At 75.4% G+C, this 14,902-nt stretch carries 13 protein-coding genes and 1 pseudogene; 5 read left to right on the plus strand and 9 right to left on the minus strand.

Features of this window, described 5'->3' with window-relative positions; all coding sequences use genetic code 11:
- Window positions 1–12 precede the first annotated feature (12 nt).
- Window positions 13–651 carry a histidine phosphatase family protein gene (locus ABEB06_RS01570; protein WP_345694932.1) on the minus strand — a complete coding sequence of 213 codons (639 nt, stop codon included), beginning with the start codon at window positions 649–651 and terminating at the stop codon, window positions 13–15.
- A 154-nt stretch (window positions 652–805) separates the two neighbouring features.
- A pseudogene (locus ABEB06_RS01575) lies at window positions 806–1,904 on the minus strand (DUF5937 family protein).
- Between the two features lie 99 nt (window positions 1,905–2,003).
- Between ABEB06_RS01575 and ABEB06_RS01580 the strand changes: the two are divergent.
- Window positions 2,004–3,290, plus strand: a complete 1,287-nt coding sequence (locus ABEB06_RS01580; RefSeq protein WP_345694933.1) for an MFS transporter — start codon at window positions 2,004–2,006, stop codon at window positions 3,288–3,290.
- On the opposite strand, the gene ABEB06_RS01585 is transcribed toward ABEB06_RS01580, so the two are convergent.
- From ABEB06_RS01585 to ABEB06_RS01600, 4 genes are all read right to left on the minus strand, one after another.
- Window positions 3,247–5,634, minus strand: coding sequence for a SpoIIE family protein phosphatase (locus tag ABEB06_RS01585; RefSeq protein WP_345694934.1), 2,388 nt, complete (start codon window positions 5,632–5,634; stop codon window positions 3,247–3,249). The two genes, ABEB06_RS01580 and ABEB06_RS01585, sit on opposite strands and share 44 nt — an antisense overlap.
- Window positions 5,635–5,783: 149 nt before the next feature.
- Window positions 5,784–5,960 (minus strand): hypothetical protein, encoded by a 177-nt coding sequence (locus ABEB06_RS01590; RefSeq protein WP_345694935.1) that lies wholly within the window; start codon window positions 5,958–5,960, stop codon window positions 5,784–5,786.
- Window positions 5,961–6,088: 128 nt separating this feature from the next.
- A complete protein-coding gene (locus ABEB06_RS01595; protein ID WP_345694936.1) occupies window positions 6,089–6,988 on the minus strand; it encodes a UTP--glucose-1-phosphate uridylyltransferase in 900 nt (299 codons plus the stop codon).
- Window positions 6,989–7,099: 111 nt separating this feature from the next.
- Window positions 7,100–7,618 (minus strand): hypothetical protein, encoded by a 519-nt coding sequence (locus ABEB06_RS01600; protein WP_345694937.1) that lies wholly within the window; start codon window positions 7,616–7,618, stop codon window positions 7,100–7,102.
- Window positions 7,619–7,890: 272 nt separating this feature from the next.
- On the opposite strand from ABEB06_RS01600, the gene ABEB06_RS01605 reads away from it, so the two are divergent.
- Window positions 7,891–8,637: an SOS response-associated peptidase gene (locus tag ABEB06_RS01605; RefSeq protein WP_345694938.1), complete on the plus strand. Its 747-nt coding sequence runs from the start codon at window positions 7,891–7,893 to the stop codon at window positions 8,635–8,637.
- A 76-nt stretch (window positions 8,638–8,713) separates the two neighbouring features.
- Here the strand turns inward: ABEB06_RS01605 and ABEB06_RS01610 are convergent, their stop codons facing one another.
- Together ABEB06_RS01610 and ABEB06_RS01615 are read right to left on the minus strand one after the other, a co-directional pair.
- Complete coding sequence (locus ABEB06_RS01610; RefSeq protein ID WP_345694939.1) at window positions 8,714–9,373, minus strand: DUF402 domain-containing protein; 660 nt, start codon at window positions 9,371–9,373, stop codon at window positions 8,714–8,716.
- Between the two features lie 83 nt (window positions 9,374–9,456).
- Window positions 9,457–10,995, minus strand: coding sequence for an MFS transporter (locus tag ABEB06_RS01615; RefSeq protein ID WP_345694940.1), 1,539 nt, complete (start codon window positions 10,993–10,995; stop codon window positions 9,457–9,459).
- A gap of 157 nt (window positions 10,996–11,152) precedes the next feature.
- Between ABEB06_RS01615 and ABEB06_RS01620 the strand changes: the two genes are divergently transcribed.
- On the plus strand, window positions 11,153–12,211 hold the full coding sequence (locus ABEB06_RS01620) for a helix-turn-helix domain-containing protein (protein WP_345694941.1): 1,059 nt from the start codon (window positions 11,153–11,155) through the stop codon (window positions 12,209–12,211).
- On the opposite strand, the gene ABEB06_RS01625 is transcribed toward ABEB06_RS01620, so the two are convergent.
- Complete coding sequence (locus ABEB06_RS01625) at window positions 12,192–12,668, minus strand: hypothetical protein (RefSeq protein ID WP_345694942.1); 477 nt, start codon at window positions 12,666–12,668, stop codon at window positions 12,192–12,194. The genes ABEB06_RS01620 and ABEB06_RS01625 overlap by 20 nt on opposite strands.
- A 65-nt stretch (window positions 12,669–12,733) precedes the next feature.
- Here ABEB06_RS01625 and ABEB06_RS01630 point away from each other — a divergent pair, with 65 nt between their 5' ends.
- Both ABEB06_RS01630 and ABEB06_RS01635 read left to right on the plus strand, forming a co-directional pair.
- The gene (locus ABEB06_RS01630) at window positions 12,734–13,705 is read left to right on the plus strand and encodes a helix-turn-helix transcriptional regulator (protein WP_345694943.1); all 972 of its coding nucleotides are present in this window, start codon (window positions 12,734–12,736) and stop codon (window positions 13,703–13,705) included.
- Window positions 13,706–14,035: 330 nt separating this feature from the next.
- Window positions 14,036–14,872, plus strand: coding sequence for an undecaprenyl-diphosphate phosphatase (locus ABEB06_RS01635; RefSeq protein WP_345694944.1), 837 nt, complete (start codon window positions 14,036–14,038; stop codon window positions 14,870–14,872).
- The last annotated feature ends 30 nt before the right edge of the window (window positions 14,873–14,902 follow it).

A 14,902-nucleotide genomic window follows, 5' to 3' on the forward strand; every position in this document is an offset into this window, starting at 1 on the left:
CGGCGGGCGGTCTCAGGCGTCGTCGGCGGCCGCGGCACTGCTGTCCTGCTGGACGTGGGCGTTGTCGTTCCAGCGCAGCAGGGCGGGGATGCCGTGCTGCCATCCGAGGACGGTGAGGGACGCCGGGCCGAGCCGCAGGTGGGCGGCGAAGTCGACCTCCTGGCCGAGCCAGCGGGCGGCGACGGCGCTCAGGATGTGGCCGTGCGCGAAGACCAGCTTGTCGGCGGTGCCCGTGCGCGCCCAGGCCACGACCTCGTCGGCGCGGGCGCTGACGGCGTCGAGGGGTTCGCCGCCCGGAGTGCCGTCGTGCCAGAGCTGCCAGCCGGGCCGCTGCTGCTGGATCCGGGCGGTGGTGAGGCCTTCGTAGTCGCCGTAGTCGACTTCGGCGAGGGCTTCCCAGGTGGTGGCGCGGCCGCCGAAGCCGGCCAGCTCGCAGGTGCGGACGGCCCTCGACAGCGGGCTGGTGCGCACCTCGGCCCCGGGGAGGCCGTTCCAGGGCGCGGCGTGCAGGCGCCGGCCGAGCAGGGTGGCGCGGAGCTCGCCCTGGGGCAGCAGGGGGACGTCGGTGCGGCCGGTGTGCCGGCCGGACTCGGCCCAGGCGGTGAGGCCGTGGCGGGTCATCAGCAGCCGGGGTGCGGCGGGTTCGGGCATGGGTGGTCTCCCGGCTCGGGCGCCGCGTCTCCCGACGCCGTGCTCTCGTTGACCCGCCCATCCAACGAGGTGTCGGCCCGTCCGTCGGGGAGGCGGTGGGAGGCGGGCCGGGGGGCGCACCCGTTCGGCCCACGGGTGGGAGGCGCGGGGGCGGTCAGCGCAGCATCGCGGTGAGCAGGTCGCTGCCGAGGCCGGTCAGCGCGGCGTGGTCGAGGGTGTAGCTGACGTAGCGTCCGTGCCGCCGGGTGGTGAGCAGGCCGGCGCGGCGGAGCAGGGCGAGGTGGCGGGAGACCTCGGGGGGCGTGAGGTCCCAGGCGGTGGCGAGTTCGCCGGTGGTGTGGGGGCCGCGGGCGAGGGTGCGCAGCAGGCGCAGCCGGACGGGGTGGGAGAGTGCTTCGAGGCGCAGTTCGACGGTCTGCAGGGGGACGGGGCGCGGGGGGCCGGGGTTCGGCGACGGGGTACTGGACGACGGGTTGCCAGCCGGGTGCGCTGACGACGACGAGGTGGGGGCTGCCGAAGACGCTGGGGATGAAGGTGACTCCGCTGCCGTGCGCGCTGGTGGCGTTGTCCTGGAGTTTGTCGACGAGGATCCGGGTGCCGTCCGGGGAGAGGGCGACGGCGCCGGAGACCGAGGTGAGGGCCGGGCCGATGCCCTGGTGCCTGAGCAGGTCGTTCTTGAGGCGTAGGTCGGTGGCGAGTTGGGTGGTGATGCCTCCCCAGGCGGTGTCGAAGAAGGCTTCGCCGCACAGTTCGAGGGTGTGGCGGACGCGGGCCCGGACGGCGGCGGGGTCGGCGAGGAGGCGTTCGGCGAAGGCCTCCTGGAGGGCGCCGCGGGCCTGGGCCCGGACGAGGGCGCGGTCGCGGGCGGCCGGGTCGGTGAGCGGTGATCCGGTGCCCAGTCCGGCGCCGAAGCGGACGCGGTTGCTGCCGCAGGTGGTGACGAGGGCGGCGGTGGCGTAGGCGTCGTCGTCGAGCAGGTCGAGGTCGTCGAGTTCCTGGGCGAGGGTCGGTCGGGGGCGGGCGGGGACCAGGAAGTCGGCGCGCGAGGAGCGCCAGAGGAACTCCGCTTCGCGCAGGCGTTCGGCGAGTTCGGGGCGGAGGGCGGCCCAGGTCTCGGCGGCCCAGCCGGCGAGCCGCGGGTGGTGTCCGGGTTCGGCGAGGACGTGCAGCATCGAGGTCAGCTCGGCGAGCGGGGAGGCGGTGAAGCGCAGCCGCTCGGCGGGCAGTCCGGTGATGTCGATCGTCAGTGTCACGGGCCCATCCTCGCCGGTCGGGCGGCCGGTGCCCGCGTCGGTTGACGGTTTCCGTCAACCGACGGGACCGGCCGGGCGGTCGTGCGCACCGTTGACGGCATGTCATCCACGATCCGGCTCCGGGCCGCCGCTCTCGTCCGCTCCTCCGGGGGTCCCCGCTACGCCGTCGCCCTCGCGGTCGACGCGCTCGGCACCGGCCTGTTGCGGCCGTTCCTGCTGCTGTACGGCCTGGCGGTGCTGCGCCTGTCGGCGCCGGTGACCGGGACGGCGATGACGGTCGGGGTGGTGGCGGGGCTGGCGTGCATGCCGGCGCTGGGTGCCTGGCTGGACCGGGGGGCGCGCAGTTCGGCGGTCGCGGCGTCGATGCTGGTGCGGGTGGCGGGTGTGGTGCTGCTGCTGGTCGCGCCGCCGGGCGGCGCGGCGCTGTTCGCCGTGGCGGCGCTGTTCCTCGGGGTCGGCAATCAGGCGTGGCCGGCCGCGCACGCGGCGCTGGTGGCGACGGTGAGCGAGGGGCGGGAGCGCGATGCCGCGCTGGCGGCGGGCCGGGCGCTGCGCAACGCGGGCCTGGGCGTGGGGGCGCTGCTGGCGACGGCCTGTCTGGCGGGGGGCGCGAGCGCGCTGCGGCTGCTGGCGGCGGCGACGGGGGTGGCGTACCTGGTCGCGGCCGCCCTGGCCCGGTCGGTGCGCGTGGAGGCGCCGCCGGCTGCCGGGCGGGCCGCCGCGGGCGGTCCGGCGCCCCGGCTGGGGACGCTGCTGGCGGCCAACGCGGTGTACGTGTTCTGCCTCAACGTCCCGGAGATCGCGCTGCCGCTGGTCCTGGTGACGCAGCTGCACGCCTCACCGGTGTGGTCGGCGGCGGTCTTCGTGGCCAACACGGTCCTGGTGGTGACCCTCCAGGTGCCGGTCACCGTCGCGCTGGCCCGTCTCCCGCGGCGGACGGCCCTGGCCCTCGGCGGACTCGTCCTCGCGGTCTCCTACCTGGGCTTCCTCGCGGCCGGCGGACTCGGCCACGGCTGGGCGGCGCCGGCCGTCGCCGCGGTGTCCGTGGTCTGCACGGTCGGCGAGATCGTGTACGCGGGGACGGCGACCGCGCTGGTCACCGAGCTCGCCCCGGCGCACGCGCCGGGCCGGGCGCTGGCCAGCTTCCAGCTCTCCACCGGTGCCGGCCTCGCCGTCTCCCCGGCCGTGATCACCGCCCTGGCCCCGCACGGCCCGGCCGCCCTGTGGGGCACCCTCGCCGCCGGGACGCTGCTCGCGGCGGGCGCCGTCGCCCGCCCGGGGGCGGACCGGCCCCGTGGCCCTCGCGTCCCCGGCGCGACGGCGGGCCCCGGGGCGAGCGGCGTCAGCCCGGCGCGGTCTCGGGCAGTGGCTGCTCGCACCAGATGATCTTGCCGGTGTCGGTGTACCGGGTGCCCCACCGGCGGGTCAGCTGGGCCAGGATGAACAGGCCCCGCCCGCCCTCGTCGGTGGTCCGGGCGTGGCGCAGCCGCGGGGAGCTGCTGGCCCCGTCGGAGACCTCGCAGATGAGCGACGCCTGCCGGATCAGCCGCAGCGAGATCGGCGGCCGGCCGTAGCGGAGGGCGTTGGTGACCAGTTCGCTGACGGCCAGTTCGGTGGTGAAGGCGAGCTCCTGGAGCTGCCACGCGTCGAGCTGGCGCGCCGCGAGGAGCCTGGCCCGGGACACCTCGGTGGGGTCGCTCTCCAGGTCCCAGGTGGCGATGCGGTCGGGTGCGATCCGGCCGGTGCGGGCCACCAGCAGGGCGACGTCCTCCTGCGGCACGGGCGGCAGGGCGCGCACCAGGCGGTCGCAGACCAGCTCCGGGGGGTCGGCCGCGGACACCGCGTCGGGCAGCGGCCTGCCGCCCTGGTCCGGCCGGGCGGCGCGGGTGGTGAGGGCGAGCACGGTGCCCTCGGGGAGGTCCAGGGCCGCGGTCTCGAACGGCAGGCTGCCCTCGCCGAGCGGCGGGCCGGGCGGCAGGCCGAGCCGGACGGCCTGGTCGCCGGGGCGGGCCAGGATCGGCCCCGGGTGGCCGGCGCTGGCCGCGGTGCACCGCCCGGTCGCCGGGTCGTGGACCAGGTAGAGGCAGGTGGCGCCCTGGGCCGCCGCCGCGGCGCCGCCGTGCGGCTGGTGGGCCCGTTCCTCGCCGAGGCGCAGCACCAGGTCGTCCAGGTGGGCGAGCAGTTCGTCGGGCGCCAGGTCCTGGTCGGCCAGGGTGTGGACGGCGGTGCGCAGCCGTCCCATCGCGGCGGCGGCGTCGATGCCGCGGCCGGCCACCTCGCCGACCACCAGCGCGGTGCGGGCGCCGGGCAGCGGGATGACGTCGAACCACTTGCCGCCGACCTCGCCTGCGGTGGCGGCCGGCAGGTAGCGGTGGGCGATCTCCAGGGTGGGGCCGCTGGGCAGGACCGGCGGCAGCAGGCTGCGCTGGAGGGCCAGGGCGGTGCGGTGCTCGCGGGCGAAGCGCCGGGCGTTGTCCAGGCAGACCGCGGCCCGGGACACCAGCTCCTCCGCGAGGGCCACGTCGTCCGGCTCGAAGGGTTCGCCGCGCAGCAGGACGACGACGCCGAGGACCGCGCCGCGGGCGCCGATCGGGAGGGCCAGGACGGCCGAGGCGGCGCCGCTGGTCACCGCGGGCTGCCGGCTCAGGTCGGCGGCGAGCCACGGCGGCCAGGGCAGCAGGTGGTTCTCCAGCACCGCGGACCCGGTGGCAAGGGCGGCGGCCATCGGCGAGTCCGGGTGGTAGCGGGGCTCGCCGCCGACGGCCGCGACCGGCCGGATGCCGTCGGGGCCCGCCGCGCCGTGCGCGACCCGGCGGAGCCTGCCCACGGCTGCTCCCGGGTCGGGTTCACCGCCGGCGAGGACGGTCTCCAGCAGGTCCACGGCGGCGAAGTCGGCCAGCCGCGACACCACGACGTCCGCCAGCTCCCGTGCGGTGGTGGTGAAGTCGAGGGTGCTGCCGATCCTGGCGCCCGACTCGGTGAGGAGCACCAGGCGTTCGCGGGTGCGGACCCGGTCGGTCACGTCGATGCCCATGTAGCACAGGCCGAGGGTGCGGCCGCGGTCGTCGTCCAGGCGCAGGTAGCCGGCCGAGAAGACGCGGTCCCGGCCCGGGTCGGCGGGCACCCGGCCGCGGTACTCGAAGTCGAGCACCGGCTGCCCGGTCCGCAGGACGTGCCGCATCACCTCGTCCACGGCCTCCGACCCGAGCTCGGGCAGGATCTCGGCCATCCGGCGGCCGACCCGGGCCGCGTTCGGCACGCCCGCGATCCGCTCCAGGGTGCGGTTGCCCCAGACGTAGCGCAGCTCGGTGTCGAGCACGGCGATGCCGTACGGGGAGTCGCTCAGGAAGCGTTCGAGGGCCGAGTGGCTGGAGCGCCACCAGGGCGCGGTGGCGAGGTCGATCGCGGCCAGGGACCACATCCGCCGGCCGCCGGGTCCGTCCAGCGCGGTGGCGTGGACACCGAGGGTGAGGACGCGTCCGTCGCCGTGCACGGCCCTGAGCACCACCCCGTCCTCCACGGCGGAGAGCTCGGGCACCGGGTGGCCGTCGGCGAGGAGCGCGGTGAGCGGCTGCCCGAGGACGTCGGCGGCCGGGCGGCCGAAGAGCTCGGCGGCGGCCCGGGACCATCCGGTGACGGTGAGTCCGTCGTCGGCGAGCGCCCGCGCCATCGGCATGGTGTCGAAGGGCACGGCGGTGGTCGGGCCGTGGAACGGGTCCGCTGGGGGCATGGGCGCACCTTTCTCGCACGCGCTGCCGACCGGTCTCCCACACTACGCCTGGTGACCGCCGCCGGGCGCGCGGGGACACGGCGGTGTCCCGCCCCGTGCGCGGGCACGGGGCGGGACACCGCCGGGCTGCGGGTGCGGGGGGCGGTCGGTCACGGAGCCCGGACGTCGGCGGCCGGCGGCTCGGGCCGGTCCTTCCCGTCCGCCCGGTCGTCGGCCTTCTCGCGGACGTCCCGCGGGGTGGGCGACGTGATGTTCCGTTCCTCTGCCGAGCGCTCGATCGCCTCCTCGTCCTCGAGCGGGGCGTCCTTGTCACCGGGGGTGGTCATGGGGCGGTCCTCTCGCCGGGATCCTCTTCCGGGTGCGCGGCTACCCCCGAACCCGCGGTCCACGCCCGATCCGCGGGAGGGAGATCCCTGCCCGTCCGCCGCCCGGCCGACCGGCGGCGGGGCCGGGCTCACCGCTCCCCGGCGTGCTCCTTGGCGAGTTCGAGCAGCGCGGGTCCGTACGCGGGGTCGGCGAGGACGTGGGCGAACTGCGCGGTGAGGTAGGCGAGCGGGTTGCCGGTGTCGTACCAGCGGCCCTCGATCACCTGCCCGTAGACGGCGCGCCGGGCCGCGTACGCGTTGAGCGCGTCGGTGAGGTAGAGCTCGCCGACCGGGTTCTCCTCGAAGTGGCGGTACTGCTCGCGCAGTTCGTCGACGACACCGGGGGTGAGGACGTAGCCGCCGATCGCGGCGTAGCCGGACGGGGCGTCCTCGGGCCTGGGCTTCTCGACGAGTCCGGTGATCCGCAGCGAGCCGTCGCCGAGGTCCTCCTTGACCACCGGGACGCCGTAGCGCTGCGAGTCGGCGGGGTCCATCGGCATCAGCGCGAGGACCGGGGCGTTGGTCTTCTCGAAGGCGGCGACGAGCTGCCGGGCGCGGGGCACCTCGGCGACGAAGACGTCGTCCGGCCAGAGCACCAGGAAGGGCTCGTCGCCGAAGTTGCGCGCCGCGTTCAGCACGGGCGTGCCGTTGCCGTACGGGCCGTGCTGGTAGAGGTAGGTGATGTGGCCGCGGCGGGAGAGCTCGCCGACCTCCTCCACCGCGTCGGCGTACGCGGTCTTGCCGTCGGCGCGCAGCTGGGCGACCAGCGCCGGGGTGGGCCGGAAGTGCTCCTGGATCGCCGACTTGTCGCCGGAGACGACGATGGTGATGTCGGTGATGCCGCTGTCGATCAGCTCGCGGACGGTGTGCTCGATGACCGGCCGGTCGCCGACCGGCAGCATCTCCTTCGGCGTGGCCTTGGTGAGCGGCAGCAGGCGGGAGCCGAGGCCGGCGGCGGGGATGACGGCGCGGCGGATGGTGGTGGGCATCGCTCTCTCTTCCACGTCCTCTACGGTGCGCGCCCATTCGACCACGCCGTGGGGTCGGATCGGGTGCCACCGGATGAACGCGGACGGTGCGCTTCCTGAACGTGGCCGCTCTCACGCCTCCGTCTCGAACGCCTCGCTGCCGGCCTCGACCAGGCGGACGGCCCCGTGCAGGACCGGCCCGCGCTCCTGCGCGTCCTCCAGGACGGTTTCGAGCATCCCGTCCAGCGCCTCCGGCACCAGCCCGGCCAGGCCCTGCGGCCAGGTGCCGGGCGGGACGACGGTCAGCACGATGCCGCCGTCGGCCTCGGCGGCGGACAGCCACTGCTCGCTGAGCTCGAGCGGGGAGTCGGGTTCCCAGACCTGGCGGCCGCCGACGAGGTCGATCCTGGTCAGCAGGTGGCCGTCGACGTGCACGGCCGCCGTGGTCGGCGGCGGCTCGCCGACGGCGAGGGCGAGTCCGCTGTCGAGGGCGTCCGTCACGACGACCGGGTAGCGCGCGGTGTCGAACTCGATGATCGCCTCTGCGTAGAGCGGCTCGTCCTCGTCGGCGGAGGCGTGCACCACCAGGGCCCACACCATCGCCTCCGGCTCCGCGCCGGCACTGCCGGGCGTGTCCGACCGGCCGGTCACGGCCGGTCACCGCCCGGGCGTTCCACTGCCGCCATCGCCGCCTCCCTCTGCCGGATCGCTGACGCTCGACGCAGCGATCGTCCCTGACGTCTGCCCGGTCCCGGCGCTTTTCACCACCGGATCGGCGGCGGCCCGTGATCGAGGACGCGACCCTCCCCTCCCCCGCCACCGCGGGCCGGCGGCCCCACCCCGACCGGGCCCGGGACGGGACCGACAGGCCGGACCCGGGCCGGAACGGCGCGTCCGGCGTGCGGTCGTGACAGGGTGGGGGCATGTGCGGACGCTTCGTCTCCACCGTCGGCCCGGCGGACCTGGTGGACCTCGTGAACGAATTGCGCTGGGACACCGCCGAGGTCCTCGCGCCGAGCTGGAACATCGCGCCCACCAACCCCGTCCCGGCCCTGATGCAGCGGGTCGACCGGTCCACCGGCGAGCTGGAGCACCGGTTCCGGCCGCTGCGCTGGGGCCTGGTGCCGTCCTGGGCGAAGGACGCGTCCGGCGCGGCCCGGCTGATCAACGCCCGCTCGGAGACCGTCGACCAGAAGCCGTCCTTCCGCAAGGCGTTCGCCGCCCGGCGGTGCGTGATCCCCGCGGACGGCTACTACGAGTGGCGCCCGGTCCCCGCCGGGGACGGCCGGAAGGCGTTCAAGCAGCCGTACTACCTGAGCACCGGCACCACGATGCTGATGGCCGGCCTGTACGAGTTCTGGAAGGACCCGGCGGTGCCGGAGGACGATCCGGCGGCGTGGCTGGCCACGGCGTGCATCCTCACCCGTGACGCCACCGACAGCGCCGGCCGCGTCCACGACCGCATGCCGGTCGTCATCGCCCCCGACGACCTCGCCCTGTGGCTCGACCCGACCGTCTCCGACCGCTCGGACCTCCACCACCTGCTGCACCTCCCCGCCGACGGCGACATGGCGGTCCGGGCGGTCTCCACCACCGTCAACAGGGTCGGCAACAACGGCCCGGAACTCCTCGCCCGGGTCGAGGACCCCCTCGGCATCGCCGACCACTGACCACCCCGCCCGGCCCCCTGCGACACCCTGCGCGCGGCCGCCGACCGCCGACCGCCACCGGCGCCGGCCGGTGCGGCTATGCGCGGTCGGCGCCGGCGGGCAGGGTCGGCAGGGGCCAGTGCGGGTCGGGTTCCCAGCGGGACCAGCCTCCGGCGAACGGGCCGGTCCGCTCCGCGATCATCGCGGTCGCCCGCTCGCGGCCCCGCTCGACCTCGCGGTGCGTCGGGTCGTCGACCAGCCCCAGCCGGCGCACCTGGACGTACTCGTCCTCGTCCTTCCACCGGTGGGCCGACAGGTCCGGGGCGACGACCAGGTCCAGGCACAGGTCGAGGGTGTCGATGCCGAGGCCGGGGCGGCGCCGGTAGGGCTTCTCGAAGTTGACGTACCAGTGCAGCGGCTCCTTGGTGACGGCGTCCTGGAAGCAGTGCACGGAGAACCACTCGCCGGTCAGGCAGTGGGAGCGCAGCGCGGTGCGCTCCCACCGGTAGCGGCCGAGGGTCCAGGTGCCGGCGGCGAGTTCGTCGAGGCCGCTCTTGCGGGTGGCGTCGTCGCCGGTCCGCGTCGAGGTGATCCAGGACGTCGGCGCGAGGTTCTCGATGCCCGGCCAGCCGGCGAGGGTCAGCACGGTGCCGGTGTCGGCGACCACCCGCTGGGGCATGGCGGTCCACACCCGGCCGGCGTGGATGTCGCGGCGCACCACGGTGGTGCCGGCCGGGAAGAGCTCGGTGTCGGTCACGGGGGCAGTGTTCCCGCCCGGGGGCCGCCGACTCCGCCCGATCGTGTGACGCCGCGCCGTGCCGGGATCCCGCCCGCCGCGCGCTACGCCTCCGCGCCGCCCGCCGTTCCCGCTGCCCCCGGGGTCCCCGCCGTCCCGGTGCCCGGCGTGGTGGGGACGGTGTGCGAGCCGGCCCCGGCGTAGTGGGCGACGGACGGAAGGCCCGCGGGGCGGATCCGCCCGACCAGCAGCGCCAGCGCGATGCCGAAGGCGCAGAACAGCGCCAGGCCGATCGCCGACCGGGAGAACCCGCTCGCGAGGGCGTCCGCGTTCGCCGCGCCGGTGGCCTGCTGGCGGACGGCGACCGAGTTGAAGAGCGCCGCGGTGACGGCGGTGAGGACGGCGGCGCCCACGTAGCGGCCCATGTTGGAGATGCCGGAGGCGGCGCCGACCTGGTCCTCGGTGACGCAGGCGGTGGCGACCGAGGAGGAGGGGCCGTTCGCCAGCCCGAGCCCGACCGCGAGGACGACCATCGGCACCACGAACGCCCCGTACGCCCAGGACGAGTGGACGAAGCCGAGCACGGCGAACGCGACGGTCGCGACCCCGAACCCGCCGGCGATCACCTTGCGCGCACCGACCTTGTCGACCAGCGGTGTGATCAGCGGCGCGGTCGCGATGATGCCGGCCGCCGCGGGCAGGGTGGCGAACCCCGCCTGCAGCGGGGTCATGCCGAGACCGTCGGGGTTCTGGAAGTACAGGCTGCAGATGTACATCACCGCGTTGATGCAGCCGGCCACCACGAGGATCGCGACGCTGGAGCCGACCAGGATCTTGTTGCGCAGCAGCGCCAGGTCGATCAGCGGGGCGCGGACCCGCTTCTCGACCACGACGAAGCCGATCACCGCCGCGGCCGAGGCGACGAAGCACACCAGCGTCTTGGCGCTCAGCCAGCCCCAGTCGGCGCCCTCGGTCACCGCGAAGACGAACGGGACGAGGATGCCGGCCACCAGCAGCGTGCCCGCGATGTCGACGGAGCGCGGGCGCGAGGGGTCCAGGGATTCGCGGACCGCGCGCAGGGTCAGCGGCACGCAGGCCGCGGCGATGCCCGCGTCGATCCAGAACAGGCCCTGCCAGCCGGTGATGTCGACGAGCAGGCCGCCGAGCAGCGGGCCGGCCGCGGCGCCGGCGGCCGAGGCCGCGCCCCACAGCGACACCGAGCGCATCTGCGTCTCGCCGGAGATCCCCGCGGAGAGCAGGCTGAGCCCGCACGCCAGGATCGTCGAGCCGGCCGCGCCCTGGATGGCACGGCCGGCGATCACCAGTCCGGCGCCGTTGGCCAGCGCGATCAGGACGCAGGACGCGACGAAGAGCAGCAGGCCGCCGATGAAGATCCGGCGCCGGCCGAAGATGTCGCCGAGCGCGCCGGAGGTGACGATGACGGCCGCGCCGACCAGCGAGTAGCCGGTCACCGCCCACTGCAGGGTGGCCAGCGAGGCGCCGGTGTCGTCGCTGATCGCCGGCAGCAGGATGCTGACGGCGGAGGTGTTGGCGTTGACGACGAACGCGGACACGCACGTCGCCGCGAGCACACCGGTGGCCGCGCGCGGGGGCGCGGCCGATGGGTCGGCGCCGGTTGCCATGGTCGATCACCCTCCCGAGCCCGGGCGCTGCGCCCGAGTTGATCACTGCCTGCGGTCAGTGTCACGGGGTCCGGGCCGCAACGCCCAGCCGGGTTGGTCCATCGGGGTGACGGAACCGGGTTGAGTCTCCACCGACTGGAGACTGCACAGTGGGGGCATGGACGCGACGCCCCTCTTCCCGATCGGTGAGCTCTCCCGCCGGACCGGACTGTCCGTCAGGACGATCCGGTTCTACTCCGACGAGGGGGTGGTCGCACCGACCACTCGAACCGCCGCCGGCTACCGGCTCTACGACCTCGACGCACTGCTCCGCCTGGAGCTCCTGCGCACCCTGCGCGAGCTCGGCATCGACCTTCCCGCGATCCGGCGGGTGCTGGACCGCGAGCTCACGGTCGCGGAGGTCGCCGCCGCGCACGCCGACGCCCTGGACCTGCGGATCCGGGAGCTGCGGCTGCGCCGGAACGTGCTGCGCTCGGTGGCCCGGCGCGGTTCCGACCCCGAGGAGACCACCCACGTGCACCGGCTAACCCACCTCACCCGGCTCACCCGGCTCACCGCCGAGCAGCGTCGGCGCCTGATCGACGACTTCCTGACCGACACCTTCCCCGACCCGGACGCCGGCTCCGGACCGGACGCGGACGCTGGCCCCGACCCGAACGCGGGCGCGGGCGCGATGCTGCGCGCCGCCGTCCCCGACCTGCCCGACGACCCGTCCGACGAGCAGGTCGCCGCCTGGGTGGAGCTCGCCGAGCTGGTCGGGGACGAGGACTTCCGGGCACGGATGCGGCGGAGCTCCCCCGGCCCGGCGGCCGGGCGCCCGGCTTCCGGCCGGCCGGCCGCCGTCGAGGTCGAGGCCGGCGAGGAGCTGACGGCCTGGACCCACCGGCGGGTGACCGAGGCCGCGGAGTGCGGGATCGCCCCGGGGGGCGAGCGGGCCGCGGCCGTGGTCGACGACCTGGTCCGGCGCTTCGCCGAGGCGTTCGGGCGCAGCCCCGGCCCGGAGTTCCGGGACTGGTTGGCCCGCCGTTTCGAGGAGGCGCACGACCCCGCGGTGGACCGGTACTGGCGGCTGGTCTGGATCGTCAACGGCTGGCAGGAGGTGCCCGGCCTCGTCCCGGTGCACTCCTGGCTCGTCCGCGCCCTGCGCGGCGACCGGGAGGAGGCGGCCGGCCGGGGGGACGCGGCCGCCCGCCCGGTCAGCCGGTGCGGCGGGTGAAGTCCATCTCCCAGTTGGTGATCCAGCTCCGTCCCCCGTCGACGGAGAACGCCTGCTCCCAGTGGGCGGTGGTCGCGGTGATCCCCGACCAGAGGAAGCGGGCCCGCACGGCGCGGCCCCGGTACTCGTCGTCGCCGAGGAAGAGGCCCGTGCCGTCCGGCCGGAAGCCTCCGGTGACGGGCGGGAAGAGGGTGCCGGTGCGTCCGCTGGCCCAGTACAGGGACCACGCGTCGGCCGCGGGGTCGTACAGGCGCAGGGTCAGGCCCGCGAAGCCCTTGGTCGGGAACTCGATCTCGTCGAAGCTGGCGCGGCCGTCGAAGTGCGCGGAGGCCCGGGTCACGCCGGGGAACTCCTCCCAGCGCCCGTCGCCCTCGGCCGGGTCGAGGAAGTCCTTGCGCCAACGGTTGACCACGTCGTAGGTGCCGGTGAAGAAGCCGAAGCCGGTGCTGTTGTCCATGGCCGGGACGCTAGGGCCGGTCCACTGACACCGACTGTCAGTGGATGCGGCTAGATTTCCGCGCCATGCGCGCCGACCGACTCCTCTCCCTCCTCCTGCTGCTGCAGAACCGCGGCCGGATGACCGCCGCCGAGCTCGCGGCGGAGCTGGAGGTCTCCGTCCGGACGGTCTACCGGGACGTCGAGGCGCTCGCCGCGTCCGGCGTCCCGGTGTACGGCGAGCCCGGCCACGACGGCGGATACGCGCTCCTCGACGGCTACCGCACCCGCCTGACCGGGCTGACCGCGGGCGAGGCGGAGGCGCTGTTCCTCGCCGGGCTGCCCGGGCCGGCGGCCGAGCTGGGGCTCGGCCCGGTGCTGACCGCCGCCGAGCTCAAGCTGGAGGCCGCCCTGCCGGAGGGCCTGCGCCGCCGGGCCCGGCGCGTCCGCGAACGCTTCCACCTCGACGCGCCCGGCTGGTACCGGAACGCCGACGACGTCCCGCACCTGCCCGCGGTCGCGGCGGCGGTGTGGCAGCGGCGGGCGGTCCGGGTCCGCTACCGGCGCTGGTACGCCCCCGAGCTCGTGGAGCGGCGGCTCGAACCGTACGGCATCGTGCTCAAGGCGGGCCAGTGGTACGTGGTGGCCCACGCGGGCGGCGACGCGCCGCGGGTCTACCGGATCAGCCAGATCCTCGAACTCCGGCCACTCGACGAGGAGTTCGAGGTTCCGCCGGGCTTCGACCTGGCCGCGCACTGGCAGGAGCGCGCCGAGCGCCTCCAGGAGCGGCTCTGGCAGGGGCGCGCCGAGATCCGCATCTCCCCCGCCGGCGTCGAACGGCTGCGGGAGACCGCGGCGCCCGCCGTCGTCGAGGCCGTCGACGCGGGGACGCCCGAGCACCCGGGCGGCTGGCGCCGCGCCTCGATCCCGATCGAGAGCGCGACGCACGCGGAAGGCCAACTCCTGATGCTGGGCCCGCAGGTCGAGGTCCTCGCCCCGCCCGACCTGCGCGAGCGCCTCGCGGCCGCGTCCCGGGCGATGGCCGCACTGTACGGCTGACGCCGGGCCGCCCGTGCTCGGCGCCCCGGGCGCCGCGGGTCGGGCCGCCGCCCTGCTCCGCCGTCGCGGCCGTTGGCCGGCACCACGCCCATGGCGAGGGCGAGGCAGGCGGCCGCGCGGATGCGTCTGTCCATGCGCTGTCTTCCGGGGGGGTGCGCCGCACGAAGTCCGTGCGGGCAGCAGCGTGTACGGCTCCGGGAACGGCCGGGTGAACACCGGCTCAAGGGCTGACCTGGAAATTGACGACCCGCCACCGACTGCGCTCGCGGACCCCCGCCGTACGGCAAGCTGGTCCGGTACCGGAACCGCCGTGAAGCGAGGAAGTCCGCCGTGAGTGCCATCAGCGTGATGCAGGCCGCCGTGCTCGGAGTGGTCGAGGGGGTGACCGAGTTCCTCCCGATCTCCTCGACCGGCCACCTGAAGATCACCGAGGGGCTGATGGGGATCCCGGTCGACGACAAGGCCGTCGTCGGCTTCACGGCGGTGATCCAGGTCGGAGCGATCGCCGCCGTCCTGGTCTACTTCTTCAAGGACATCGTCCGGATCGTCTCCGCGTGGGGCCGGGGCCTGGTCGACCGCGAGGAGCGGTACCACCACGACTACAAGTTCGCCTGGTGGGTCATCTACGCGACCGCCCCGATCGTCGTCGTGGGCCTCGCCGCCAAGCCGCTGATCGACGGGCCGCTCGCCTCCCTGTGGGTGGTGGCCGGTTCGCTGATCGCCGGCAGCGGACTCATGTGGGTCGCCGACCACGTCGGCCGCCACAAGCGCGGCGAGGACGACACCGACCTGCGCGACACCATGATCGTCGGGGCGGCCCAGATCCTCGCCCTGCTCTTCCCCGGCTTCTCCCGCTCCGGCGCCACCATGTCCACCGCCCTGATCCTCGACCTCGACCGGGTCGCCGCCACCCGCCTCTCCTTCTTCCTCGGCATCCCCGCCCTCACCGGCGCCGGCCTCTACGAACTCAAGGACGCCCTCGGCAGCGGCGTCGACCCCCTCCCCGTCGTCGTCGGCACCGCCGTCTCCTTCGGCGTCGCCTACGCCTCGATCGCCTGGCTGCTCAAGTACGTCGCCAAGCACTCCTTCAACGCCTTCGTCGTCTACCGCATCGTCATCGGCCTCCTCCTGATGGGCCTCCTCGCCACCGGCGCGGTCAACGCCTGAGCTTGATCTCCAACTTCTGGGCGGGCGAGA

The organism is Kitasatospora terrestris, from assembly GCF_039542905.1.
Classification (GTDB): domain Bacteria; phylum Actinomycetota; class Actinomycetes; order Streptomycetales; family Streptomycetaceae; genus Kitasatospora; species Kitasatospora terrestris.